Raw genomic sequence first — 26,189 nt, forward strand, 5'->3', positions numbered from 1 at the left:
TCATCAAGTTTTTACGGTAAAAAAAAGCGAGTGCCTCAAGAGCCACTCGCTACAACTTACTTTTTATAAATTTTCTAAGAACACACGGATGACATCAGCTCCCCCGATAAACGTACCTAGTGAGCTTCCAATATTAGCCATAACTACGATTAATAAAACTCGTGTGACTTTGTTTTGCCAAAAGCCTTTTAAGGAATGAACATCTTCTGAAAGTCGTTCAAAGTCAGATACATTCGGCTTTCGAACAAAGGCTTGAACGAAACCAGCAAACCATCCGGCTGCCAATAATGGATTCAATGAACTGATTGGGGCCACTATGAAGGCGGTGAGTATAGCCAGAGGGTGCCCCATGGCAATAGCTACACCAATAGCAGAAAGCGAACCGTTCCACAAAATCCACGATAAAGCCTGATAAGTACCTGCCGATGGATTCGTAATAAAGGTATACACAATTACTGATAGAATAAAGATTGGGATTGCCCAGGCAATAATCTTTGGTGTTTTTGATTTTGGTGGTATTTTATTTAATTCTTTTAGATTATTTTCTCTATGGATTTCTTCTTTTACGCCTGGAACATGTGCCGCACCAAGAATAGCTACAACTTTATCCCCTGGCGCTTCTCTAATTTTTTGAGACAAGTATTGGTCACGCTCGTCAATTAAAGGTTTTTTCAGACGAGGGAATGACTGGCTGAACTCTTGCAGAACAGAATCCAACATATCCTGTGATTTCATGCGTTCGAGTTCTTCTTCTGATATTTCTTCATTATTAAATATGCTGTATACGATGCTCATAAGCAGCTTGAATTTCCCTTTAAATCCAAGGTTTCGCCAAATACGCGAGAATGTCACTTGGATATTTCGGTCAGCTAAAACAAGATTGGCATCTGTTTCTTCAGCCGACTCAATCCCTTGAATCATCTCTTGACCTGGGTTAATTCCAAACTGTTTGGCCATACGGTTTTGGAAAGATGAAATCATCATGTTCATAAGAAGCATGGTGGCCTTCTTCTCTTTGATGACTTTAAAAACATCCATTTCCTTCCATTTATTACCGTCTTTGATTGATTTATAACGTTGTTGATCGAGCTCGACACAGACTGAATCTGGTTGCTCGGCTTCAATCACTTCTTTAACTTGCTCAGCACTTTGTTTCGATACGTGTGCCGTACCGATTATAATAACTTCTTTTCCATCTAAATTTATTCGAGTGATATTTTCTTCTGACATAACAGACCCTCTTAACCTAAAATTTGTTACATAAAAATAGTGTATCATTAAATTTACGTTTACAAATAACATTTTGTTAACTTTATCGGAAAATTTAAACTTATAGCAAGCTGAAACACCTATGGGCTTATGGTAGAATAGTTTAAAAAAGAGAGTGGGATTCCGTGACAGATTGGTGGAAGAAGTCAACCGTCTATCAGATTTACCCTCGTAGTTTTATGGATTCTGATGGTGATGGGATAGGCGATATTCAAGGTATTATACAAAAGCTAGATTATTTAAAGAAACTTGGAATCGATATCATTTGGTTGAGCCCGGTATATGACTCGCCAAATGATGATAACGGTTACGATATACGAGATTACTATAAGATTATGCGTGAGTTTGGCACGATGGATGATTTTGATGAGATGTTGGACGCTATCCATCAACGTGGGATGAAGTTGATGATGGATTTAGTTGTGAATCATACGTCGGATGAACATAAGTGGTTTCAGGAGCACGATGACTTTTATATTTGGCGAGACGAACCGAATAATTGGAAGTCTGTGTTTAGCGGGCCGGCTTGGGACTACGATGAAGCTCGCGAGCAGTATTATTTACATATCTTTTCTAAAAAACAACCGGATTTGAATTGGGAGAATCCTAAATTAAGAGAAAAAGTGTATGAAATGATGCGCTGGTGGCTCGACAAAGGTGTTGATGGCTTCCGGATGGACGTGATTAATTTTATATCTAAGGATCCAGCGTTACCGGACGGACCAGATGGCGATGGCAGTCAGCACTTTATGAATGGGCCACGCATACATGAGTTTTTGCGTGAGATGAATGATGAAGTTTTATTGAAGTATGACTGTGTGACGGTTGGTGAGATGCCCGGTGCAGGGACTGATGACGCACGTATATATACAGATCCGGAGAACCGTGAAGTGAATATGATCTTTACGTTTGAACACATGGATTTAGACGGTGGCCCAGGCGGTAAATGGGATTTTAGAGAATTGAATTTAGTTGATTTAAAAGAGAATCTGGAAAAGTGGCAACACGCTCTGCATGGTGTAGGTTGGAACAGTTTATATTGGAATAACCATGATCAGCCCAGGATTGTTTCGCGGTTTGGAGATGATGACGACTTTCGAGTGAAATCGGCTAAGATGCTTGCGACGTGCCTACACATGATGCAAGGCACTCCTTATATTTATCAAGGTGAAGAGATTGGTATGACGAATGTCACGTTTGATTCGATCGATGATTATAAAGATATAGAGACGTTGAATATGTATAAGGAAAAACTTGAAGCCGGTGTGGGGCACGATGATATTATGCGCTCGATCTATGCGAAAGGTCGCGACAATGCACGCACGCCGATGCAGTGGTCGAAGGATGCGAATGGTGGGTTTACATCTGGTGAGCCTTGGATTGCTGTTAACCCGAATTATAGGGAAATTAATGCCGATGCTGCGCTTGAGGACACTGATTCAATTTTTTATTACTATCAAAAGTTGATTGAGTTGCGTAAGTCGGAAGACATTATTACAGATGGCGACTTTCGTTTATTACATCGTAATCATCCTGAAGTATTTGCGTATGAGCGTGTTCATGGTGTTGCCCAACTTGTTATTTACTGTAATTTCAGCTCAAATGAACACCGCTTCGATCGGCCTCATGGTGAGGTGTTGATTCAGAATTATGATGGGTTAGCTTCTGGTGATGAGCTCGTGCTTCGTCCATGGGAAGCAGTTGTTTTTGACCAGAGAAAGGGGAAATAACATGAAGGTTCTTGGAGTAGATATTGGCGGAACAAAAGTAAGGTTGGGTGTTGTAGATGATTCAATGAACGTCGAACTTGATTATAAAGTCCCAACTGCTTTTCCGCTGTATGATTTGTTAGAAAAAGAGGTTCTTAAAATTATAGATGAACACCCTGATGTTGAAGCGATTGGTATAGGAACACACGGCTTTGTCGATTCGAAAAACGGACGCATTGTGTATGCGACTGAACTATTGCCGGGATGGACTGGTACTGAGGTGAAGGCACAGCTTGGAAAAGTTACGGGTCTGCGTGTTGAAGTCGATAACGACGCAAATTGCGCTGCATTGGCTGAGGCGAAAATTGGTGCGGCGAAAGAATACGACCGTACGGTTTGCTTAACGCTTGGGACAGGCCTTGGCGGCGGTGTCATTATCGATGACTTCTTACTGTCAGGTGGGCCGAATGGCGGTGCGGCTGAACTTGGACATATGACACTTTACCCTGGTGGCGTGGAATGCCCATGCGGTCGACGTGGCTGCTTTGAACAATACGTATCTGGCAGTGCCTTGCGCCGTCGTATTGAGGAAGCTGGGTTGCCTTATACGCCAGAGGAACTGTTCACAGCTGATGACGCTGGCGCTAAGAAGCTGATTCGCGAATTCACTTACGATTTAGCGGTTGTGATCAGTTCGCTTCAAGCCACATTCGATATGGAAGTGGTTGTGATTGGAGGCGGTGTGTCCGAAGCATCCGATTACTGGATGGAAGGCCTGATGGAACAACTCAAGCCAATGCTACTGAACGACCTCGATATCAAAATTGCTCAATTTAAAAACGACGCCGGCATGTTCGGCGCCGCTCAGTTAGTTTTATAATGAGAAAATCCGCCTTGAGGGCGGATTTTTTCGTTGTTATCTTAAAACTTATTTGCTCTTTTTATAATTTTATTTGCTTCTTCAAAATTTATATTTGCTCTTTTGAAAATTTTATTTGCCTATTTTAAAAATTTATTTGCTTATTTTTGAATTTTATTTGCCTATCTTGATATAACTTAACCAAATACTCTAAATAACCAAAATCCTTTTCGTAAGAATATTCCAATCTATGCTTTCTTCCTTTGTTTTTCCCATATTTATTATAATTTTCACGGCCCAACATTCGGCTAGCTGTATAAACTGACTTTACTCCCGTCATCTCTCGAAATTCTGCATTTGTTAGCGTCGGCCCCACAAGCAAATAGCGATCCTTAATAGCATTAATGTGTGCATCTCCAGAGCGGCTGCCGCATCGATTACATTCCCAACGCATGCGCATCATCCTCATCCCCAGCCTTCCACACTCCATACAGAACACACCTTTATTCCATTCATGTTCAACAATGCCGAAGCGCCGGTCTGGGTATGTGACATATGGTTCATGGGCATCAAGAAAAGCGTGTCCAAGGCGGCTTATTTCTTTTCTCGAAATAATTTGTCTAGAATACTGGCTTGAAATCTCACGTAGTCTGCTCGACAACCTGTTGACGGGAATGATTTTTTCTTTATATCGTGAATCACCAGATGGCCGGAAACTTGGGTTGGTCATAACGACCAATGTCTCAATTGGGATGTCTGGATAGTTAAACATTTCCATCCATACTTGAAGCAGATACCGCTGTTCTTCTACTTGGAGAACAGGATCGTCATAAACACGAACTTCATCGCCGCGTTTTTGAACCACTCGATAGAAATCACTGTCAAAAGCAACATCATCGCTATAGTTCTTCGCTTCCATTATTAATAAAAACCTTGGTGTCAGAACTAATGAATCCATTTGAAAGTATGCACCGTTTAATGGCAAGCGTAATTGGAATAGTAAGTCATGAGAAAAATCGATCTTACTAATTGGATACATTAACTTCTTTTCACCGTAATAACCTGCACGTTCCTTACCTACTGCGTTCACGATAAAGTTGTGTTTTGAGTGGTGAGTGGGCAGCCTTAACAACAAACTTTCCACCATCAGTTGGTACGGTTGAATTGACAAAGGTTTGATAATCATGCATTTTGCCTCCAGCATTTTTATAAAAACATAATAGCCGAAATTTCAACCAGACTCAAAACACTGAAAACCCGCATTCCACCTAGGGAAAAGCGGGTTTTCTAACACCTTTTGTTTACTTTTTAACTCAAACAAACTCGAAAATCTAAAAACTATCTTTTTAATACCCTGGCTTTTTCAACAACTTAAATATAGCTGTCTTGTAGTCTTCCACTCCTGGCTGGTTAAATGGGTTGATGTCTAATAAGTAAGCACTATATGCGCAGGATAGCATGTAGAAATACAATAAGTACCCAAGGTTATACTCATCAAGCTTGCTTACATGGATGCCGATTTGAGGAACACCACCTGACAAATGTGCCTCAGAAACGCCCTTATAAGCAACTAGATTAAAATCATGCAATGATAAACCAGACAAATAGTTTAGCTGATCTGCGTTATTTTCAGCTTCAAACACTTCCAAGTCTTCATCCGCTTCATCCACAATCAAGAACGACTCCATTAAGTCGCGCTTTCCGTCCTGGATGTATTGACCTAATGAGTGCAGGTCAGTGGTGTAAACTACCGATAAAGGCAAAATTCCTTTATGCTCCTTACCTTCACTTTCACCAAATAATTGCTTCCACCATTCCTGAACAAAACTTAGCTTCGGTTCAAAAGTTGCCAACACTTCATTCGTGTAACCCTGCTCATATAAATCATGGCGAATGGCCGCATATCGAATGGCCGCGTTATCCTCAGCATCAAACGCCTTCAACTCATTTTCCGCAGCACGAGCTCCTTCAACCAACCCTTCAACATTAAATCCAGCAGCTGCAATTGGTAACAAACCAACAGCCGTAAAGACAGAGTAACGTCCACCAACATCATCAGGCACTACAAAACGTTTATAGCCTTTTTCTTTCGCCAGTGTTAACAGTGCGCCTTTTTCTTCGTCCGTTGTAACATAAATGCGTTCGGCTGCTTCATTTCCATAACGCTCTTTCATATATTTTTGTAAAAACCGAAAAGCCAACGCGGGCTCAGTCGTCGTTCCTGACTTTGAGATCACATTTAAAGCCACTTCACGGTCATCAACGTACGCCATTAATTCCTTCAAATAAGCGCCGCTCACTTGATGGCCAGCAAACAACACTTCGAAATCTGGGTTTTTATCAAAATAAGGTTGAAGTGCCTCAATGACAGCTTTCGCACCTAAATATGATCCACCGATTCCGATAACGATTAACACATCAGCCTGTCCACGAATCGCTTCAGCTGTAGATTTTATGTTATTTAAAAAAGACTGGCTTAATCCAGACGGCCAATCCAACCACCCTAGAAAGTCAGAGCCAGCACCTGTCTTTTCATACAAGCCATCATGAATCTGCTTAAGCTTTTGTTTTTTATCGTCAGTCATGACATCAGCATAATTTCCCGAATATGTAACGTTAACCATTCTGTTACCCCTTTCTCTCCACTTCTTGTCACTCATTATATAGAAAATAAAGAATAGCCGCTACCTCAATGTAGCGACTATCTTTATTAGTGAACGCGTTCAACATCATACCCATTCTCTTTTAAAATTGAACCGATATGTGGCTCTTGAATTAAATGTAACGAACCGACGATGACAAAATACGTTTTCTCGTCTCCAGATTCTAGGAACTTCATGATTTGATCAGCCATATTGTAATTTCGGTCATCATTTAATGCTTTTAGATAAGCTTCAGCATTTGGATGTTCTTCTTCAGAATCTTCAACTAACATATCGAGCAAGGCTTCTTTGTCACCTTCACGATAAATATCTAACATCTCGTTTATTTCTTCTTTATATTGCCCGGAAACGGCCAGCATCTCTTTTAACATTTCAATTTGATAGTCTTCTGATGCAGCAGTTGCGAGAAGGTTGAGCTGTTGTTCCATCGTTTCTAGTGCAACCACCTCTTTTCCATCCATATCCGCTTTATTTAAGAAATATTGATCGACACCAAAGGTATAACCGAGTTCTTGTGCTTTTAATTGTTGAATTAAATTAGATATAAACCATGGCTTATATGTTTCGAACTTCTTCATTTGCATACCGAATCCTTCGATAGTGGTCGAGACCTCTTGATAGAGTTCATCAGAAACATGGTCTTTAAGCTTTGTTCCGTCTTGGTATGTTCCAAGCTCCTTGTACAATTGATTCGCCTTACCTAAATCGATATTATTCATATCAACTTCTGGTACGACAACATCCGCTTTTTGATAAGCTTGTTCAATTTCTGTATGTAAAGGGTATAAGCTTTTTGGTCCAACGTGAATGGTACCTTGTAAATAAACTGTAACTCCCTCATTTTCTACTTTCCATAAGAAACCTCCAGGGCCATCTTCTCGACCTACCGTTTTGTCTTCTGAATTCTCTTCTTCAGTAGACTCGTTTTCAACTTCTTCCTGTTCTTCGGTATTCGTTTCTTGTGATTCGTCCGTTTCTTTTGGTTGTTCGTCTGCGTTACAGGCGATTAACCATAAGGACAAAAACAGTATTGCAATAACCTTTAAGTAATTTTTCATATGTAAGACTCCTCTTCCAAAAGATAGAAAAAAATAATTACCTCTATCTTAACTATTTTACTAATAAAAATCTATAACGTTTTTAGGTCATAAGTTTTAGATCTTAAAAGATTCATGATTTTTTTGTCTAGTCCTTATAAATCTTGAATAATCAGGCATTCTATGTCAATATTTAATTAAAATAATAACTTTTGTGTATTTACTTTACATGAGTTTTTAGAGATTTATAAAGTCGCCATTTTAAGGGAATAATCATGAGAGAGGGCTTTGTTCAATACTCTAGTTAATGATTAACGTTTAGACATTGGCGTTTTGAGGTAAATATTCATGAAGATAAAAAACTATATTGGATATACTTCTCCAAGCCATTAAATTGACACTTCGAAATATACACATCTATACAATCTACCTTTATTTTAGTTAAAGAGTTTGTAGATACAAGTTTAATTTGTAGCTTTACTAATAAAATGGGACTAAAATTCCTATTGATTACGTATATTGAACTAATATATTTTTTCAAAGAATTTTATAAAAAGGACAACTATTGAAGGTTTTTACAACTTGCGTGTGGTATATTTTACCACAAACACATTCGCTAAATAAATTAACCCTTAAAAGTAAATTATTTTAGAAAGAAGGGTCTAGGATGGAACTAAATAAACTCCTACAAGCAATAGACGTTTTAAAAACATATAATAAACAAAATCCTGATATCACTGGACTAGCCTACCATTCAGGACGTGTTACTAATGGTAACCTTTTCGTATGTATGAAAGGGTTATTAACGGATGGTCACAAATACTTAGAACATGCTGTTCAAAACGGCGCAGTTGCTGCAGTTGTGGAAGATGTTCAAGAGGATATCAATATTCCTCAATTTGTTGTTAAAAATAGTCGTATTGCATTGGCAAGATTAGCGAACCATTTTTATAACGAACCTTCCAAAAAACTTAACATGATTGGTGTAACAGCAACTAACGGTAAAACAACAACAACATTCATGACCAATACCATATTAGAAGAAGCTGGTTTGAAAACAGGATTAATCGGTACAGTAGCCGTGAAATACGGGGATTATTCTTTTCCATCTGAGCTAACAACGCCTGAATCACTTGATCTTCAGTATTATTTGGACCAAATGGTTAAACACAATGTCTCACACGTTACCATGGAGGTTTCATCTAAGGCACAAGAGGCCCACCGTGTAGAAAAAGTTGATTATGATATCGTATCACTCAATAACGTGAGTCGTGAGCACATTGATGATCACGGGTCCTTTGAAGATTATCTCGAAGCTAAGTCTCGAATGATTAGAAATGCCAGTAAAAGAAGTTATGCTATTTTGAACTTAGATGATGAATACTCAGCTTCTTTAATTAATGAAACAAAGGCAAAAGTTGTGACTTTTGGTGTTGAAAATGATGAAGGGCATGTAGCTTGTCGGAACTTAGATTTATCAACTGGCCGAGCCAAGTTTACGGTTGAAATACGAAAAGCTTTCGGGAAATACCCTAACATGATACATCCACAATCATTTGATATTGAGCTGTCTGTACCAGGACTGCATTCCGTTTATAATTCAATGGTAGCCATTATGATTGGATTATTAAGCGGCGTCGCCATTCCGACCATTCAATTCGCATTAAAGAATTTCGTTGGGGTAGAAAGACGATTTGAATACATTTACGAAAATGATTTTAAAGTCATTGATGATCACTTTGCAAACGCCGGTAATATAGACGTTACTCTAAAAACCGTTGAACGTATGACTTATAATCAATTTCATCTCGTTTACTCCATCAGAGGTGGAAGAGGTCCTACAGTAAACCGTGAAAACGCTGAAGCCATTGCTTATTGGGCACCTGAACTTGGATTGAAGGAAATTTTCGCAACAAAAAGCTCGTCTCATGTTGCAGATAAAGACCAAGTCTCTAAAGACGAAGAAGAAGCTTTCTTAGAAGTGATTGAAAAAGCCGGATTAAAAGTCCACGTATATGAGGAATTAGAAGATGCCATTCATAACGTCATCCAAAAAGTAAAACCTCAGGACTTAATTATTCTGGGTGGAGCACAGGGAATGGATTATGGAGCAGGTTTAACCTTACAAATCATAAACGATCTAAAACCTAATATTTCTGAAGAGCAATTGTTTATTCCGTTACGAAACAGAGTAGCCGGTGTTACTAAGGAACAAAAGAAGCTATTATTAAAATTAACACCTCACCAATAACTTGCTCCTCTTACAGAAAGACAAGCTAAATAGCTTGTCTTTTTTTTATATTTAATTTCCTAAATTAAAGATTAAGATATTAATTATTCTATGTCATAATAGACATATAATATATCCCTTTTTAAGGTGTTGAGATACATTATGAGCATTGAAAAGAAGCCATCAAAACTTGTTCAACATATGTTGTTAGGGCCAATTCGGGCATTCATTAATTTACGCTCTGACATCCAAGTGGTGCGAAATGACACTAAAGGATTAAAACCACCTTATGTTATTCTTTCTAATCACGTTAATAATTGGGACCCATTAATCCTAAATTCATACGTGGATGAGCCGATCTGTTACATCGCTGGCGAACCACTTTTCCGTCATCCATTTCTTAAACACGTTTTGAATTACGTCGGTGCCATTCGTAAAACCAAATTTACCAATGATACTTCTACGATCCGAAATGTATTAAAAGCTAAAAAGCATGGACGAGTTATTGGTGTTTTTCCTGAAGGTAATCGCAATTGGGATGGTTATAACGAACCACTCATCTATTCCACTTCAAAACTAGTAAAATTATTAGATGTACCAGTTGTGTTCGCTAAGATCAAAGGAGGTTACTTGAGTCACCCTCGTTGGGGAGATGGACACCGAAAAGGGAAAATCGAATTAACTTTTGAACAAATTTCTGATCAAGGTGACTTTATAAATGCTTCTATCGAAGACATCCATAACCGGTTGACCGAAGCCATGCACCATGATGAAATGGCTTGGCAGAGGGACCATAAAAATCAGTACATATCTAAGCACCCGGCACATTACTTAGAACGACTTTTATTTGTCTGCCCACATTGTCAGACTCCTGGATACATGTATTCCAACAAAGATGAGTTTAGATGCTTAAACTGTAATTATCTTGTGACATATACACCGGAAGGTCATTTTGAGTCTATAAATCAACCAACCTACCATTTAACACCTTATGAATGGAAAAATTGGCAGTTACAATTTTTAAGAGAAAACCTTTTTAGGGATGATTTGGTTAATGTCTGGGGAGATTGCTTGAAAGACCCTGTAAAGCTTTATGTATCCTACGACCAACAACCCTTTAAATTAGTTGGTGAAGGAACATTAACATGGAACAATCAGCAATTTGACTTTATTAACAGCAAAGACCAAATTACCTTTTCTATTCATCAAGCCGATGGTATTAATATTCAATTTCATCATAAATTAGATTTTCTCTATCATAACGCTTTTTATCGACTTGTTTTCTATCAACCTCGAAGTTCTGCCTATAAATGGCTTCAAGTTACTAAACAAATTAAGAAGCAAGAGGGAGTTTCTCATGGAACATAACTGGTCATTCGTACTGGATTTTATATATTTATCTGCCTTTATTCTGTTAGCCTCGATTTTAAAAGCCCGTATTCCAGCTATTAGAAAATTAATCATTCCAACATCCATGATTGCAGGATTTATAGGCTTAATTGCAGGACCTGAGATTATCGGATTGATTCCCTTTGAGGTCGACATGCTAGGAGCGATTGTTTATCATTTGATGGCGATCGGCTTTATTGCCCTTTCTTTAAAAGACCGTCAAGTTCATACCAGTCCAGCCATTTTAAACTCTGGAATGTTGATTGTCTCTACCTATTTAATACAAGGAATTGTTGGTTTTGGTATTTTACTACTACTTGTCGAATGGTTTTATCCTGATTTCTTCCCAGGCATAGGCCTGCTTTTACCTCTAGGATTTGGGCAAGGTCCGGGACAAGCATACTCCATTGGGTCACAGTGGGAAGAACTTGGAGTTATAGGTGGAGGGAATTTAGGATTAACAATCGCTGGAATAGGTTTTATTTGGGCAACTATCATCGGCATTATATTAATGAATATTCTAGTTAAAAATAAAAAATTTGCTAGTTCTGAGCAAGTCAAGAAAAGTCATCATCCCGTTGTTGAACAATCGGCGCCTAATGAAATCCCATTAAGTGATGCCATTGATAAATTAACCTATCAAATAGCCTTAATTAGCTTTATTTATCTAATGACATATTTAACGATCCTTGGTTTGGATACAGTCCTTACACCACTTGGTACGTTTGGAGCAACGTTAGCTCAACTATTTGTCGGCTTTCATTTTTTAATTGGTAGCCTTTACGCAATAACGTTCAGAATAATATTAAATAAACTTCAAAATAAAGGTCTAAAGCTTGAGCATTCGCCTAACAATTTTTTACTTCAACGAATTGCAGGTTTTTCATTTGATTATATGATCACTGCATCGATTGCAGCTATTTCCATTTATGCTTTACGGGATTACATAGTTCCTATTTTGTTGATTACTACTATTGGTGGGTTGTTAACGATTTTTTACTTAGTTTGGATCACACCTAGAATTTTTCCAGAAGACGCGCTTTCTAATACTCTTGGTTTCTTCGGGATGCAGACAGGTACAATTTCAACAGGAATGGCTTTAGTTAAAGCTGTTGACCCACACTTCCAATCTAATACCACTGAGAACCTTGTGATGGGGAGTGGAACAGCGCTCATGTTTGGTTTTCCTTTATTACTTCTCTTAAATGTCCCTGTTGTCGGTTATGTGCAAGGTACTCCAATGCTGTACATTTATTCATTTCTCGGATTGGTTGCATATTTTTTGGTGTTATTAATTGCATTATGGTTCCGTACGAAAAGACAAGCAGGTTAAAAAGCTCTCGCTATTTGGCGAGAGCTTTGTTTTTTATAACGCCTTTACAAGACCACCATCAACAACTAATGATTGTCCTGTCACATAAGTATTAGCACCTGATCCAAGAAAAACAGCCACCTTTGCAAACTCGTCCGGTGTTCCGTAACGACCAATAGGAATAGTTGCTTCAGTTTGTTCCTTAACTTCTTCAGATGAAACACCTAACTGATCGGCTCTACTTTGATCCAATTGAGCTAATCGGTCTGTTCCAATTCGACCAGGACCAAGAGTATTAATTAAAATGTTATGTGGCGCAAGTTCCTGTGATAAACCTTTAGCTAACCCTACTATTCCCGCTCGAAATGTGTTTGATAAGAGCAGGTTGTCCAAGGTTTGCTTAATTGAAGATGAAGCAAAATTTATTATACGCCCGGAGTTTTGTTGTTTCATGTAAGGTAAGACCTCACGAATAGTCCTAATAAAACTCAATAGATTTAGTTCAAATGCATTTTGCCAGTCTCCATCACTAAATTGTTCAAATTGTCCTGGGGGTGGCCCGCCAGCATTATTAATTAATACATCGACGGTACCATTCCGGTTAACCGCTTTTTGAACGAGCTGTTTTATTTGGTCTGGCTTCGTGACGTCACAAACCGCATAGTCTACCTGATCGTTTCCACTTTCATTCTGAATCTCTTCGACTGTTTTCTTTAATTCTTGTTCATCACGACTGGAAATCATAACGTGTGCGCCTTCTTTTGCAAATTCTAACGCTGTTGCTTTTCCTAGTCCCTTACTCGATGCTGTTACAATCACAGACTTTCCTTTTAGATTAAGATTCACAAACCCACCACCTTTTTAGTTATTTTACCAAAAGACTATGTTAAAGTTTAATGTTGATGTTTCGACATAGATTAAGTTGTTGAATTATGATGAGCGAAGGTGGCGACTCCTGGTCGGCTAAGGTCGGTCACGTCCTGCGCCTGCGGTTACTCGGCGCAAAATAACGCAAAGAAGTAAAGCAAGTAGCTTTTGTGACCAACGCCGACACTTAACCATCCAGGTCTTCGAAAAGCGTCCACCGAAAGCGAATCACAATATCAACAACGGACTTTATCAGAGCTTACCAAAAAATAATAAAGCTGCCGGAATTATACCGACAGCTTTATTCGCTATTTTAGTATCTCAAATTTACCAACTAAAGGCAGAGGTTTCATCTCACCTTTTGCTGAGTTAATGATACCTAAGATCCAAAGAATAAAGACAAATAGGTTTCCTAAAGGTAATACCAGTAACCAACCAATAATAGGAACAACGGTACCAATAGTATTAATAATGATTGCAGTTAATAATAAAATTAATCCCTGATTCGCATGATACATCGCAAATTTTGATTCTTTATTTACGAGTAATGGAATAAAGAAAATAAAATATGAGACTACTCCAAGACCTTTATTTTCCTCGGCATCTTTTTGTTCTTCACTTTTCACTTCTTCATTTTCTTTTACTTGTTCTTCGCTCATATACATCCACCTTCCCAAATTTTTGCCTATTCAAAGTTATGCTATAAAATGGAATTATATGAGACTTAATTATTATTTTTTAGACAGGCTACTAAAAAAACAAGCACTTAAGCGACATGATCGCTTAGTGCTTGTTTTCCTTTTTCTTAGTTTGCGGCGGTTCTTCCATGTATCCATTGTTGATCATTAGCTTAGCGCCTTTATGGGCGTAGGCAAAAATATCCTGCATAATTTTTGTCATTTTTCCTACCAAATCATTTCTTAAACTAAATGCTGTCCCAACAGAACTTCCACCTATGGCAAAACTACAGAATAAAGACACGCTATACAGCATAAGTTTATCTGAAAATGGAGCTGCTGTTGAGTTCGTCACGTTTCCACCTGGTGTTGCTGGTACATGAATATCATTATCCAATAACACTTCGCTGACAGTTTTGATAATATCTTTCGAAATACCTTGACCTTCATGAAAATATTGTTTAACATCTTTTAAATTAGCACATTGGGCAAAACCTATTATCATTTGCATACCAACATTATTGGCTTCTACAGTGTGGTATAAGTGTGCTACTTCAACCGTAGTCAAAGGGCGCTTTTCTTTAAATGGATTAAAACCACTTAAATAGTTAGTTTCCTGTACAAACTCAACTTTTTTAGGCATTGCACAATAAGGTGCTCTGGTTAACAATCCTTTATCCAACAAGTATTGAGTACACTTATCAAAATATTTTTGTGTCATACTGGTTAATTCTCTGAACATCACGACGATATCTTGTCTATAAACCATTGTAATATTCAAGGCTTGCATTCCCATACCTATTTCATTCATAAGTCGAATGAATAATATATCAAACCCATTTTCAAACAATTTTGGTGCGCCTTTATTGACGTCTTCTTCAGTAAAACCAAATGGTACTGCTGCCCCTTCAGTTTTAAAGATATCTTCTATCTTTAAAACATAAGGACGAGTATCTTCATACAAACTAACTAAAATTTGCTTAGCTTCTTCATCATCTGCATGTTCAATAAAATACTCCAACGTCCTTAAGAGTAAAGTCTTTTGCTGATAAGTCATCCAAAGAACGCCAATCTCAGATGAAGTGATACTTGGACTTTCTGGCATATCTATTACCCCCAATAGTTCAATCCTATTAGATATTTTTGCTTGATGGAGGAAATTTATGCATGAAATAAAGAGTGGCTAAAACCAGAAGCTGTATTTAGGAGTAAATGTTATGTTTATTGCGAACTTCTTTATCTATTAAGCGACTTTTTCATTGGATTAAGAGAACTTTTCTCCGTTTATTAGAATTTTTATGTCCCATTAACCGAATTGAAGTTTAGTTTATTCAAGTTTTCACTAATTCGTTAAGTAGTAAGTTCCATCTATCAATCAAAAAATCAAGCCATAAGCGACTAAACTGCTTATGACTTGATTCATCTAATCTAACTGCATAGCTCTTGCTATGAATGATGCTATTTGTCCTCTCGTAACAAATTTTTTCGGTTTAAAAGTACCATCCTCATATCCCAATGTTACACCGTTTTGAGCTAGAGTTTGAATATAACTATAAGACCAGTGATTTTCAGCAGGCATATCACTGAAAGTAATTTCTTCTCCAGTGGATTTTAAATCAAAGGCCTCTACAATAATCTTAGCCATTTGATCACGGGTAAGGAGTTCATTGGATCTAAACGTTCCATCTGGAAATCCATCGATTACTCTCTCATCTGTTAACTGGGCAATAGCATCATATGACGCCATACTTTTATCTAAATCCGAAAACCCTGGTTCAGCAGGCGTAGAACGGTCAAAGACTACACTGTGATACAAAGCCATACTCACTTCTGCTCTTGTTATTTTCTGTTTCGGCTTAAATGTTCCGTCCCCATAGCCTCTTATAATATTTTTTCCATATAAGTATTCAATATCTTTTTTAGCAAAATGGCTTTCTGGTACATCCGTAAAATCTTTTGCTGTAATTAATGACATGTCTTCCCAAAATTCATTTGCAAGCACTAAATAGCCAGTGGTATTCGGGTGGACATTTTCGGGATTTGGTAAATACTTTTTAGCATCCTTACTAATAGCTTCACTTGTGCTAACATACGTTGCACCATTTTCTACTGCTACCTGTTTAATTGTCTGATTTAAATAAGTAAGAGCCAAATCGAGCTGAGCTTTTTGCTTATCCGGTAAGTACGGAAAGGGGTTATAATAACCCATTAAATAGACTTGTGCTTCAGGATTCAACGTATTAATTTCACTTATCGTACCAGTCAGGTTTTGTTTAACTTGATCGAGTGCCAATAGGAATTGAGCTTGATCAAAGTTCACTTCCCCTGTATCAGTATTAACAGTTACTACTTGAAGAACATCATTAGCACCAGCAGATATAGTAATCACTTCCGCTTCTGCAACAGTTGCTCGTATACCGACTTTATCGAATTCTTCTGGTATTTTTACATCATTCACTAAATCTTGATAAACATCATCTGATTTATAACCTGCTGCTGCATACTGTTTTGTATAATTATTTAAAAGTTTCAAGTTATTTAAATGATGGGCTAAATAATCTGCATATCCATCTTTAGGTGGATTTTCTGTCGATGAGGTTGGAGTAATTCCTAATGCTAAGGAGTCTCCAAGAGCAACGTAATCCAATTTCTCATCTGCACTGATGGATAATGGAACTGTTACTAATAAAGATGAAATAAAAAATGTAAGCAATAGAAATTTGATCAATCTCTTTTTCAAAATTACTTCTCCCCTTTTTTCGTTACTAAATCAATACTATTCAGTCTAGTACAATTTATTCATTATTCTCGTGATTAAGGGAAAAGAGAATTTTTTTGGGTTTTAAGCGAATTTTTTTTGGAATAAGAGACTTTTCAGAGAACTTTTTATGAGATTAACCGAACTTTGATTAGTTTTATTAAATTTTATAGGGTCGCTATATAAAACTGAGTTCATTTAAAATTAAAAAATTACATATAAAAAGGCTGCCGATTAAAATCGACAGCCTGTTCTATAATATTAATCTTCATCTACAGGGTAAACACCGTTTTCATCATGAACTTCTTTACCTGAGATTGGCGGGTTAAACACGCAAACTACACGCATGTCTTCTTTACCACCACGTAGTAAATGCTCATCATTTTCATCTAATGCATAAAGTGTACCCGGTGTGATTTTATGAATTTTACCATCTTTTAAAGTTTCAACTTCTCCGTCACCTTCTATGCAGTAAACTGCTTCAAGGTGATTTTGGTACCAAATATGAGTTTCAGTACCTGCTTTAATTACCGTATCGTGTACAGAGTAACCCATGTTGTCTTTTTTCAAAATTAAACGACGGCTTACCCAGTTGCCATTTTCAGCATGTACGTCTCGTTCAGTTCCTAGAATATCTTCTAACTTTACGACCTTCATCGATTTCTCCCCTTTGTTGTTAGTTCGTTACTGGTTCTTTTACTACGCTTTTAACGCTCTCTTCAATGATTTCTAGACCTTGTTTTAGAGCTTCATCATCAATATTAATAGCTGGGAATAGTTTAAAGACTTCGCCATCCATACCGGCAGTCTCCATAACTAGTCCGCGTTTGAAACATTCTGAAGTTACCTTGTCAGCAACATCTCCATTTTCACAAGCGATACCAACCATTAGTCCACGTCCGCGAACAGTACCTTTTAATTCAGGGTACTTGTTCACAATATCTTGTAAATATTTAAGGGTGAACTCTGATTTTTTCTTAATGCTCTTCTCAAACTCTTGGTCTGTCCAGTAATCTAGAGCAGCTGAAGCTGTAATAAACGCATGGTTATTACCACGGAATGTTCCGTTATGCTCACCTGGGCTCCAAATATCTAGCTCTGGACGGAATAAAGTTACAGCAAACGGTAGTCCATAACCGCTTAATGATTTAGATAGACATACGATGTCCGGTTCAATGCCTGCTTGTTCGAAGCTAAAGAATGTACCTGTACGTCCAATACCAGCTTGGATATCATCAACGATTAATAAAATATCCCACTTTTTACATAACTCATCAATTTTCTTCAACCATTCAAAGCTTGCAGCGTTAATACCACCTTCACCTTGAACCGTTTCTACGATCATAGCTGCAGGGATGTCTACACCACTACCGCTATCTTCTAAATAACGCTCAATATATGGGATTGTGTCTTGTTCATCTACAAAGCTATCGTAAGGCATAGTTACAGAATGATTTAGCGGGACACCTGCACCTTTACGCTTAGAAGCGTTACCAGTTACAGATAGTGAACCAATCGTCATTCCGTGAAAGCCTTTGGTAAAGCTAATGATATCCGTACGGCCCTTAACTTTACGAGCTAATTTTAAAGCACTTTCTACTGCGTTCGTACCTGTTGGACCAGGGAACATCATTTTATAGTCTAACTTACGTGGTTTTAAAATCACATCGTTAAACTTTTGAATGAATTCAGCTTTTGCAGTTGTTGCTTTATCTAATGAATGAGTAATACCATCATCTGCAATGTATTCAATAAGCTTTTCTTTCATTTTCGGGTCATTGTGTCCGTAGTTTAGTGCACCCGCACCAGAGAAAAAGTCAATATACTCTTTCCCATTTTCATCCCATAACTTATGACCCTTCGCTTTGTTAAAAACTGTTGGGAAGTCACGGCAATAACTACGTACTTCAGATTCTAACGAATCAAAAATGTTCATATCTGTCTTAGTCATTATTTTCCTCCTTAAAATTTATTCATGTTATAGCTGCTTTATTTATCAATTGGTCCGATACGAAATCGGTGTTCTTCTTCGTGTTCATCTGAAGGAAATAAATCCTTCGTGAATAGTTCAGTTATGTCACACTTTGTGTTGTTTTTGCGTGCGAAGCCTTTGAATAATTTTTTAGAAGCTTCGTTTGATGGAGTAACTGTTGCCTCCAAGAAGCGTACATCTTTACACGCGTCTCGGTTAAATAACTCCTTTAATAATTGTGAAGCTACTCCTTTGCCTCGCTGTGAAGAGTCGACACCAACCTGCCATACAAAAACTACATCTTGCTTTTCAGGTGGTATGAAGCCTGTAATAAATCCAACGACTTTCCCCTCTTCTTTTGCTACGACACAAGTTTCTGAAAAGTATTCACACATCATAATGTATTTGTAAACAGAATTTTGATCTAACGTTGAATTATTAACTAATTCCCACATAGCAGAGCCGTCTTTTGGAGTCGGCTCTTCAAATGTAACAGTTTCCAATTGGTTTAGAGTTGCTGTTGCATTTTGAGTACTAATAAGAAAGTTCTCCTTTCAATTTCCGTTTTTTCAAACCTACGCTTATATATAATAAGGGTGCCTTAATTTTTAATCAAACCAGTTTAAACTGAATAAATAAGGATAGCACATGTTTAATAGTGGAAAAATAATGCTTAGTATAAACGAACTTAAAAATGCTATCGTATTATTAATTTTCCTTAAGAATATTAGAGATTTAGTGTAAATTGGATTATTTTTACATTAAAAACAAGTAAAAAATAACACTCAATCCAAAATGACTTGAGCGCTATAACGCAGCAACGGTTTGCTGCGTTAATAAAATTTATTAAATTGTTTAGACCAATGTTCTTGCGTGACACTTGTTTCTGCAAATTCCAATGTTGTTATATAAGGTTTAAAATCTACATTTTTATTCACAGCATAAAGACTTCTCGGACTAAATAAAAATAAGCTCAACGTATCCTCGTAGACGTATCGGTCGACGTCTTTAGACTTCTCTAAAAATAATTCTTTGTTTGTTTCTGCTGCCATTGCATTAAAGAGTTCATTAAACCTTGGCAACTCTGGACCAATCCTTAAAGCTCCATCTGTACCAAAGAACTCTCTATGAAAAAACGCTGGCGTACCTTCTAAAAACAAAGCGGTTGCATCAAGAATAAAAAGGTCATAATATGGATTTAAATTTTTCTCAGCAATTATTTTTCTCCATTTTATTTCTTCATGTGTGGGGATAATATACAGATTAACAGGTATCTTTAAGTGTGCCTCTATTTGATTAGCGATTAGCTGAGCGACCGATTCATATTTGGATAACGAAGCTATTTTTAAAGTTTCACCTAGATTCCAATCTGATTCTCTAAGTAATTTATTTGCTTCTTCAGGATGAAAACCTAGTGGCGTTAAACCTTCTGGAAAATCAAGTGCCCATGGAGGCGTTAACGAAGGTACTAAATCTGCATATCCGTTATACGACTTTTTAATAATATCGTAACGATTAATCGCGTAATTTATCGCCAGTCTTAGTCGCTGATCTTGAAATTTTTGTTTATATCGATTAAATACACCAGTCACAATCGTATTACCCTTAACACTAACTAAATTTGCAAATTGCGATTGTTGTACGGCATAAGCCTTGGTGGGAGCCACATTGGTGACAATATCTACTTCACCGATTGTTTGCATACATAAATCAGTAGCCAATTCTTGTGTTAAATCATTGCGAAAAATAACCTGGTCTAACTTAGGCATTCTGAATGGGTCTCTATAATTGTTATTAGCTTCGAGAATTACTTGAGGTGTGCGATCTTCACAAGTTGTGATCCAAGTTAAAGCTAACGGGTCAGTTTTGATGATAGCTACAGTATTATAAATTGATGAGTAGCCAGCACTTAACGTAAATGGGCCAGTACCCCACGGGCCTGGAGCATCAAGTACTCACCAATGACCTTCACCTGAACCCAGCTTTTTATAACCAAAGCCCAAATTTCTCCAAAATAATTCGTCAGCTAAATGTTGAGCACGAAACTTTCCTAATACCAATCCATCTGGTTTTGGAAAATGAAACCTTACTGTAAAGGGGTTAATTTGTTCAATTACTGTTCCCTCGAACAAATTTAGCCAAGTCCCTGGTGGATGAGGTGCAGCCCATTTACCGACTTCCTCAAAATTGTTTAACACTACTTTAGCATCAAAATACTCTCCATTCTGATAATAAACGTCACTATGTAACCTCATTTCAAGTGTATTCGCATCCAACCATTCAAAGCTTTCAGCTAATGCTGGAATAATTCTACCCTCTTGATCTGCTCGAACCGGCTCCTCCATCGTATTAAATAAAACATACAACCAATTTAATGGCGACCAATCCACTACTTTTAACACTCCACCGGAATTTATCACACTAAAATACCCCCAGCCTCTTCGGATTAATATATGTTATGAATCGATCCGCTCCACTATCCATCATCTTTGAATAAATTATTTAAATTTAACCAAACTAATTTAAGGAATTGTACAGGGAGGTATAGAAGTTGGGACACTCAATCCATAACACCCGATTGACTTCATCGGAAATTGCAAACCTTTGGACACAATACATGAATGATAGTATGTCTATTTGTGTAATGCAGCATTTCCTTCAACACACACAAGACCCAGAAGTTAAATCCATTCTAGATTTTGCATATGAATTATCAAACAGACATGTCAATAAGATTTCATCCTTCTTAAAGGATGACAATTACCCTGTTCCAATTGGATTCACTGATGAAGATGTTAATTTAGACGCTCCTCCAATTTTCACAGACAAACTCGTCATAAATTATATGTACATCATGACTGTCCATGGACTGTCTGGATACGCAGGGTCACTAAACACATCCATTAGAGAAGATCAGGTAGACTATTTTATTGAATGTAATAAAGAAGCTATGGAGTTATACAGACGAATTACGAAAATAATGACTGATAAGGGTATCATAGTTCGTCCACCCGACATTAACCCTCCAGAGGAAGCCTCCTTTATTACTAAACAAAGCTATTTAACGGGATGGTTCGGAAAACGACGTCCTCTTAATGCTGTTGAAGTTAGCGGTATTTTTTTCAATATGAAAAAAGATGTGTTAAAAATCTGTTTGGAAATAGCGTCGAGACAGCTTACTAATAATAAAGAATTGAAGGACTACTTTAAGCGAGGCGAACAAATTTGTGATAAACAGTTTGATACTTTTAATAAAATATTATCTGAAAGTAATTTACCATCAACCAATAAACTAGATGATCAAGTACTAAGTTCCACCGTCTCGCCTTTCTCAGATAAACTTATGTTGTTTCATATAATGAACCTTATATCAACAGCAGCAGGTTACTATGGGGCAGCGCTTGCATTATCTCAAAGACGTGATTTAGGTGCTGCTTACTTAGGCATGATTACTGAAATTCTAAAATACGCAGAAGATGGTATGAATATTTTAATAAAAAATAAATGGATGGAACAACCACCCACGTTTGATGATCGCGATAAACTAGCTAAGAAAAAGAAATAACCCAATCTCCTTTTTGAAAAGAAGATTGGGTTTTTTTGTAATTAAAAAACTATAAAATATGACTTGAGTAAAATTACAAAGAATCTAAGTAAGTCAGTTAGATATAAGTATTTCTTTTTTTAAATAAATTTTGTATGCCTTGAGCAAGGATATTTAATGAAAAAATCGTAAACGCCATCGCAAACGCTGACCAGAACGGAATCCAAATGGCCATACGAATATCTCTGGTTGCATTCATTAGTAGCATTGGCCACGAAATTGAGCTGTTACGGATTGCAAATTGACCGGCATCTACTTGAATTAAGTACTGTGATACAAATACACCAATAAAAGCTAATTGACCAATCAAAAACATGACTTTACCTAAATCAGTAATCATGTAGACGATTAACTTTCCGTAAATAAAAGGTAAAAAATAATACTTAAATAGTCTGAATGAACCAGCTCCTGCTACTACACCACTTAAAATATATTCTTTTGAAGAGATCTCGTCTAATTCAAGTTTTACCGCATCCGCTGCACGCCCTACTTCAACTAAAGCAATGATTAATACCAAATAGACTGGTCTGAACTCTGTAAATAAAAATGGCGGTAACATCACAATTAGAAGAACCATTAATATCGTAGGTATGTATGACAGAAAACCATTTAACCAATTCAACATAAGATGAGTACCTAACCACTTTTTATGAGCGAAAAACGCCAAAGGAATGGCTATTATATATCTCACTAATGTAATTAATATAACGACCAATAACGTTTCCTTTGCTCCCATAACTAAAAGGCTTAATAGATCACGGCCAGCATGGTCAGAACCAATCAAATAGTTCTCATTAGACGGCTCAAAAGGTGGAGGAATGGGAATATCATCTTCTGTCCATAGGTATTGTACTTCCTCTAACTCTTGATCAATTAAAGGTAAATAAGGACCTACAAATGTTACGAACAAAAGTAACAAAATTAAAACGACACCAAAACATAACAGGAAATTATCTTTTACAAATTTGGCTAGTCTCATAGCCCTCCCCTCACTTCTTTAGGGATATACCAATTTTTAATCGCTTGTGAAATAACCACGACTAAAAACATTAATATTAAAAATGGCAGCATTAACCCAAGCGCTCTAATATCTTCATTATTTAATATGCTTTGCAGCAATTGATAACCCGCACCATTATAACTCGAAATTTTTTCAATGATTGGCAAACTCGATAATATATATAACATGACCATTTGCGATTGATTAACCATTGTCGACCAGCAATTCCAAAACATATGTTTTATTGCTTCAACTTTATTTAACCCTTTGGAAAAAACCGTTCGAACATAATCTTGTCCCATTTCATTTTCCATTGCAACAACTGTAACCTTAATCATATGAGCTAAAGGAAAAATCGTTAATGAGATCAGCGGGATGATAAAGCTATACCATTCTTCATTTCCAAAAAGACCAAACTTAGGTAAGCCTGCACGCATTAATAAATATTGAATGGCAATAAATAAGAAAAAATCAGGAATTGATGCGAAAACCCAAGAAAAGAAGGATAATACTTTGCCGCATTTCCTATGTCGTAAGTAAAATTGTAAAAGACCCAGTAATGAACCAACAATCATGCTAATGATAAATGCAGGCACGATGATTTTTAGACTTCGAGTCATAAATCGTTTTACTTCATCTAGTATAGGGTTACCCCCTCTTGTTTCTCCAAAGCCTTTTTCAGTTTTAATATAAGTTACAAACTCTTCGATGCTCTCCAAATAAAGTTCTAAACTAAATGGATAATGTGCATCAAATTGTAAAGGTCCAGATGTTGTAATAGCACGTTCCCTAGGCAATAGAAGTATAAGAATAAAGCCGACTAAAATTAAGAGAAATAACAAGAAATTCTTAGTTATTTGCCATGTCATTTCGGTTCCTCCGCAGATTTTTTGAAAATTCAAATAAATATTTTTGGACATTATATCATGAATTAATAGTTCGTAATAGTTCAATTTAGCTATTTAGCCAGAAGATTAATCAAAAGTATAAAAAAGCCACTATCCCCAAACAATAGTGGCTTTTGTAAAATATATTCAATCTGACTAGTTTGTACGACATTAAAGTTCAAATTTCTGCTTTAACCCCCAATGGCACTATGTTCATTAATTATTTTAGTCTGATCAGGTTTGCTTTCAACTTTACGTAAAAATGGTATGGAGGTCATTTATTTAGGCCCTAACACACCTTAAAATAGCTTACGACAAGTCTAAATAACTAGGACTGGGGAAGCTAGTACCAATCTTTTCTACAAAGGTATTAATTGGAACCTCTTATTTTGACTATGATTTACATTTTAGGGTATAAATCATGTAAAGCTATATATAAGAGAGGTTCCCTTCATGAAAAAAAGAAAAATTTTTAAAAAGAAAAAGCTATGGATTACTATATTTACATTTTTAATAATCTATTTAGGAACTATTGCATACCATCAATTCAAACCATTACCTGAAGGGATTTCATATGAGGGTGAGACGCATCAATTGAATTCAGGCGATATTGAATTTTTATATGATTTAACCTATCAAGATAATGGTAGAGAAGTTTATGACCAGGAGATTTTTGATCAAGTGTATAAATCCATAGAGAACGCTGAAGAATTTTTAATTATGGATTTCTTTATGATTAATGAATTTGCATCGTCTAATAGAGACTTCCCTAAAATCAGCCAAAAGCTGAGTAACAAAATCATTGAACAAAAAGAAAAACATCCCGACCTCAAAGTGGTATTAATAACTGACCCAATAAATACGACGTACTATTCACACGAAGCCCAATTCATTAAACCACTTGAAGAGGCTGGTGTTGAAGTCGTCTATACGAAGTTGGAGCGATTAAGAGACCCCAATCCGTTATATTCTGCATTCTATAGGATGGGAATTCAATGGTTTGGACAAAGAGGCGATGGGTGGATTAAAAACCCGTTCGGAAGTAAATCACCTGACGTAACAGCTAGATCGTACTTAAAGCTATTTAACATTAAAGCGAATCACAGGAAAATTTTAGTGAACGAAGATGAAGGACTAGTGATCTCTGCCAACCCGCATGACGGGAGTGGTTTTCACTCGAACATCGGCTTTAAAGTGAAAGGTGATATATTAAAAGATATTATAGAATCTGAAAAATATGTGGCCAAGTTCTCTGGAGGCGATTTATCAGCTTTTCCAACTAAAGAAGAGCTTAATCAGATAGAATCAGTTGAATCTGGCGGAGAGATTCAAGCAAAAATCATTACAGAACAAAAGATTCAACATGCCGTGGTAGATGCTATTGACCAAGCGAAAGCTGGTGACCAGGTATGGATTGGTATGTTCTTTTTGTCAGACCGAGATATCATTGATGCCATTCAAAGAGCAGGCAAAAGGGATGTAGATGTTAAGCTTGTCCTAGATCCTAACCAGAATGCTTTTGGTAGTGAAAAAGCCGGTCTACCTAATATCCCAATTGCGAGTGAGCTACTAACAGAGGAAAATATGGATATAGACATGAAATGGTACAACGTGTCCAAAGAGCAGTATCACTCGAAAATTGTATATGTAAGGAAGGAAGACTCTAGTACCATCATTGGTGGATCTGGTAATTACACGTCTCGAAATATTAATAACTATAATTTAGAAAGCGACATAGAAATAAAAGCTCCTAATGATCAAGATATTGTTCAAGAAGTTGATGATTATTTCCATCGAATTTGGGAAAATGATGATGGTTTATATACAGTGAAGTATGAAGAATATGCAGGTTCTTTAACTCTTGCTAAACGTGTGCTGTATACAGTCCAGAAACTTACTATGTTTACGACTTACTAATATAAAAACGTCTCGCATAAGATTTGCGAGACGTTTTTT

General features: G+C 36.9%; 22 protein-coding genes. 7 read left to right on the forward strand and 15 right to left on the reverse strand.

Annotation, left to right across the window (positions count from 1 at the left end):
* Positions 1–63: 63 nt before the first annotated feature.
* Positions 64–1,230 carry a TraB/GumN family protein gene (locus E3U55_RS13375; RefSeq protein ID WP_134340986.1) on the reverse strand — a complete coding sequence of 389 codons (1,167 nt, stop codon included), beginning with the start codon at positions 1,228–1,230 and terminating at the stop codon, positions 64–66.
* 164 nt (positions 1,231–1,394) lie between these two features.
* Between E3U55_RS13375 and E3U55_RS13380 the strand changes: the two genes are divergently transcribed.
* Positions 1,395–2,999: an alpha-glucosidase gene (locus tag E3U55_RS13380; protein WP_134340987.1), complete on the forward strand. Its 1,605-nt coding sequence runs from the start codon at positions 1,395–1,397 to the stop codon at positions 2,997–2,999.
* Position 3,000: 1 nt separating this feature from the next.
* Positions 3,001–3,858, forward strand: a complete 858-nt coding sequence (locus E3U55_RS13385) for an ROK family protein (RefSeq protein ID WP_134340988.1) — start codon at positions 3,001–3,003, stop codon at positions 3,856–3,858.
* Positions 3,859–3,982: 124 nt separating this feature from the next.
* Here E3U55_RS13385 and E3U55_RS13390 read toward each other — a convergent pair whose 3' ends face one another.
* The 3 genes from E3U55_RS13390 to E3U55_RS13400 form a co-directional block, all read right to left on the reverse strand.
* Entirely contained in the window at positions 3,983–5,008 is a 1,026-nt protein-coding gene (locus tag E3U55_RS13390) for a nuclease-related domain-containing protein (RefSeq protein WP_194840922.1), read from the reverse strand.
* Between the two features lie 175 nt (positions 5,009–5,183).
* Positions 5,184–6,461 carry a glucose-6-phosphate isomerase gene (locus tag E3U55_RS13395; protein ID WP_134340990.1) on the reverse strand — a complete coding sequence of 426 codons (1,278 nt, stop codon included), beginning with the start codon at positions 6,459–6,461 and terminating at the stop codon, positions 5,184–5,186.
* An 86-nt stretch (positions 6,462–6,547) separates the two neighbouring features.
* The gene (locus tag E3U55_RS13400) at positions 6,548–7,558 is read right to left on the reverse strand and encodes a TraB/GumN family protein (RefSeq protein WP_134340991.1); all 1,011 of its coding nucleotides are present in this window, start codon (positions 7,556–7,558) and stop codon (positions 6,548–6,550) included.
* A 646-nt stretch (positions 7,559–8,204) separates the two neighbouring features.
* On the opposite strand from E3U55_RS13400, the gene E3U55_RS13405 reads away from it, so the two are divergent.
* The 3 genes from E3U55_RS13405 to E3U55_RS13415 all read left to right on the forward strand — a co-directional run bounded on the left by E3U55_RS13405 (position 8,205) and on the right by E3U55_RS13415 (position 12,489).
* The gene (locus tag E3U55_RS13405) at positions 8,205–9,788 is read left to right on the forward strand and encodes a Mur ligase family protein (protein ID WP_134340992.1); all 1,584 of its coding nucleotides are present in this window, start codon (positions 8,205–8,207) and stop codon (positions 9,786–9,788) included.
* A 141-nt stretch (positions 9,789–9,929) separates the two neighbouring features.
* Positions 9,930–11,135: a lysophospholipid acyltransferase family protein gene (locus E3U55_RS13410; RefSeq protein WP_134340993.1), complete on the forward strand. Its 1,206-nt coding sequence runs from the start codon at positions 9,930–9,932 to the stop codon at positions 11,133–11,135.
* On the forward strand, positions 11,125–12,489 hold the full coding sequence (locus E3U55_RS13415) for a sodium/glutamate symporter family protein (protein WP_134340994.1): 1,365 nt from the start codon (positions 11,125–11,127) through the stop codon (positions 12,487–12,489). Before E3U55_RS13410 ends, E3U55_RS13415 begins: the two co-directional genes overlap by 11 nt.
* 33 nt (positions 12,490–12,522) lie before the next feature.
* Here the strand turns inward: E3U55_RS13415 and E3U55_RS13420 are convergent, their stop codons facing one another.
* The 9 genes from E3U55_RS13420 to E3U55_RS13460 form a co-directional block, all read right to left on the reverse strand.
* On the reverse strand, positions 12,523–13,314 hold the full coding sequence (locus E3U55_RS13420) for an SDR family oxidoreductase (RefSeq protein ID WP_134340995.1): 792 nt from the start codon (positions 13,312–13,314) through the stop codon (positions 12,523–12,525).
* Between the two features lie 329 nt (positions 13,315–13,643).
* Positions 13,644–13,994 (reverse strand): DUF4870 domain-containing protein, encoded by a 351-nt coding sequence (locus E3U55_RS13425; protein ID WP_134340996.1) that lies wholly within the window; start codon positions 13,992–13,994, stop codon positions 13,644–13,646.
* Positions 13,995–14,118: 124 nt separating this feature from the next.
* The gene (locus E3U55_RS13430; RefSeq protein ID WP_134340997.1) at positions 14,119–15,117 is read right to left on the reverse strand and encodes a DUF3231 family protein; all 999 of its coding nucleotides are present in this window, start codon (positions 15,115–15,117) and stop codon (positions 14,119–14,121) included.
* Positions 15,118–15,435: 318 nt separating this feature from the next.
* On the reverse strand, positions 15,436–16,752 hold the full coding sequence (locus tag E3U55_RS13435; protein WP_134340998.1) for an S-layer homology domain-containing protein: 1,317 nt from the start codon (positions 16,750–16,752) through the stop codon (positions 15,436–15,438).
* A gap of 279 nt (positions 16,753–17,031) precedes the next feature.
* Positions 17,032–17,427, reverse strand: coding sequence for an ectoine synthase (locus E3U55_RS13440; RefSeq protein WP_134340999.1), 396 nt, complete (start codon positions 17,425–17,427; stop codon positions 17,032–17,034).
* Positions 17,428–17,446: 19 nt separating this feature from the next.
* Positions 17,447–18,721, reverse strand: coding sequence for a diaminobutyrate--2-oxoglutarate transaminase (gene ectB, locus E3U55_RS13445; protein WP_134341000.1), 1,275 nt, complete (start codon positions 18,719–18,721; stop codon positions 17,447–17,449).
* A 38-nt stretch (positions 18,722–18,759) separates the two neighbouring features.
* Positions 18,760–19,245, reverse strand: a complete 486-nt coding sequence (ectA, locus tag E3U55_RS13450) for a diaminobutyrate acetyltransferase (protein WP_228547568.1) — start codon at positions 19,243–19,245, stop codon at positions 18,760–18,762.
* 330 nt (positions 19,246–19,575) lie between these two features.
* Positions 19,576–20,634: an ABC transporter substrate-binding protein gene (locus E3U55_RS13455; RefSeq protein WP_134341002.1), complete on the reverse strand. Its 1,059-nt coding sequence runs from the start codon at positions 20,632–20,634 to the stop codon at positions 19,576–19,578.
* A gap of 63 nt (positions 20,635–20,697) precedes the next feature.
* Complete coding sequence (locus tag E3U55_RS13460) at positions 20,698–21,162, reverse strand: ABC transporter substrate-binding protein (RefSeq protein WP_228547569.1); 465 nt, start codon at positions 21,160–21,162, stop codon at positions 20,698–20,700.
* 131 nt (positions 21,163–21,293) lie between these two features.
* On the opposite strand from E3U55_RS13460, the gene E3U55_RS13465 reads away from it, so the two are divergent.
* Positions 21,294–22,307: a DUF3231 family protein gene (locus E3U55_RS13465; RefSeq protein ID WP_228547570.1), complete on the forward strand. Its 1,014-nt coding sequence runs from the start codon at positions 21,294–21,296 to the stop codon at positions 22,305–22,307.
* A gap of 97 nt (positions 22,308–22,404) precedes the next feature.
* Here E3U55_RS13465 and E3U55_RS13470 read toward each other — a convergent pair whose 3' ends face one another.
* Both E3U55_RS13470 and E3U55_RS13475 read right to left on the reverse strand, forming a co-directional pair.
* Positions 22,405–23,325 (reverse strand): peptide ABC transporter permease, encoded by a 921-nt coding sequence (locus tag E3U55_RS13470; protein ID WP_134341003.1) that lies wholly within the window; start codon positions 23,323–23,325, stop codon positions 22,405–22,407.
* Positions 23,322–24,215: an ABC transporter permease subunit gene (locus E3U55_RS13475; protein WP_134341004.1), complete on the reverse strand. Its 894-nt coding sequence runs from the start codon at positions 24,213–24,215 to the stop codon at positions 23,322–23,324. Before E3U55_RS13475 ends, E3U55_RS13470 begins: the two co-directional genes overlap by 4 nt.
* Positions 24,216–24,686: 471 nt before the next feature.
* Between E3U55_RS13475 and E3U55_RS13480 the strand changes: the two genes are divergently transcribed.
* Positions 24,687–26,150 (forward strand): phospholipase D family protein, encoded by a 1,464-nt coding sequence (locus E3U55_RS13480; RefSeq protein WP_134341005.1) that lies wholly within the window; start codon positions 24,687–24,689, stop codon positions 26,148–26,150.
* The last annotated feature ends 39 nt before the right edge of the window (positions 26,151–26,189 follow it).

It is taken from the genome of Filobacillus milosensis (genome assembly GCF_004402015.1).
GTDB lineage: Bacteria > Bacillota > Bacilli > Bacillales > Alkalibacillaceae > Filobacillus > Filobacillus milosensis.

What these genes read in the sequence shown, in the direction of transcription:
- E3U55_RS13415 (WP_134340994.1), top strand. Translation starts at nt 11,125, where the DNA reads ATGGAACATAACTGGTCATTCGTACTGGATTTTATATATTTATCTGCC.
- E3U55_RS13410 (WP_134340993.1), top strand. Translation starts at nt 9,930, where the DNA reads ATGAGCATTGAAAAGAAGCCATCAAAACTTGTTCAACATATGTTGTTA.
- E3U55_RS13425 (WP_134340996.1), bottom strand. Translation starts at nt 13,994, where the DNA reads ATGAGCGAAGAACAAGTAAAAGAAAATGAAGAAGTGAAAAGTGAAGAA.
- E3U55_RS13475 (WP_134341004.1), bottom strand. Translation starts at nt 24,215, where the DNA reads ATGACATGGCAAATAACTAAGAATTTCTTGTTATTTCTCTTAATTTTA.
- E3U55_RS13470 (WP_134341003.1), bottom strand. Translation starts at nt 23,325, where the DNA reads ATGAGACTAGCCAAATTTGTAAAAGATAATTTCCTGTTATGTTTTGGT.
- E3U55_RS13395 (WP_134340990.1), bottom strand. Translation starts at nt 6,461, where the DNA reads ATGGTTAACGTTACATATTCGGGAAATTATGCTGATGTCATGACTGAC.
- E3U55_RS13405 (WP_134340992.1), top strand. Translation starts at nt 8,205, where the DNA reads ATGGAACTAAATAAACTCCTACAAGCAATAGACGTTTTAAAAACATAT.
- E3U55_RS13440 (WP_134340999.1), bottom strand. Translation starts at nt 17,427, where the DNA reads ATGAAGGTCGTAAAGTTAGAAGATATTCTAGGAACTGAACGAGACGTA.
- E3U55_RS13480 (WP_134341005.1), top strand. Translation starts at nt 24,687, where the DNA reads ATGAAAAAAAGAAAAATTTTTAAAAAGAAAAAGCTATGGATTACTATA.
- E3U55_RS13400 (WP_134340991.1), bottom strand. Translation starts at nt 7,558, where the DNA reads ATGAAAAATTACTTAAAGGTTATTGCAATACTGTTTTTGTCCTTATGG.
- E3U55_RS13385 (WP_134340988.1), top strand. Translation starts at nt 3,001, where the DNA reads ATGAAGGTTCTTGGAGTAGATATTGGCGGAACAAAAGTAAGGTTGGGT.
- E3U55_RS13375 (WP_134340986.1), bottom strand. Translation starts at nt 1,230, where the DNA reads ATGTCAGAAGAAAATATCACTCGAATAAATTTAGATGGAAAAGAAGTT.
- ectB (WP_134341000.1), bottom strand. Translation starts at nt 18,721, where the DNA reads ATGACTAAGACAGATATGAACATTTTTGATTCGTTAGAATCTGAAGTA.
- E3U55_RS13430 (WP_134340997.1), bottom strand. Translation starts at nt 15,117, where the DNA reads ATGCCAGAAAGTCCAAGTATCACTTCATCTGAGATTGGCGTTCTTTGG.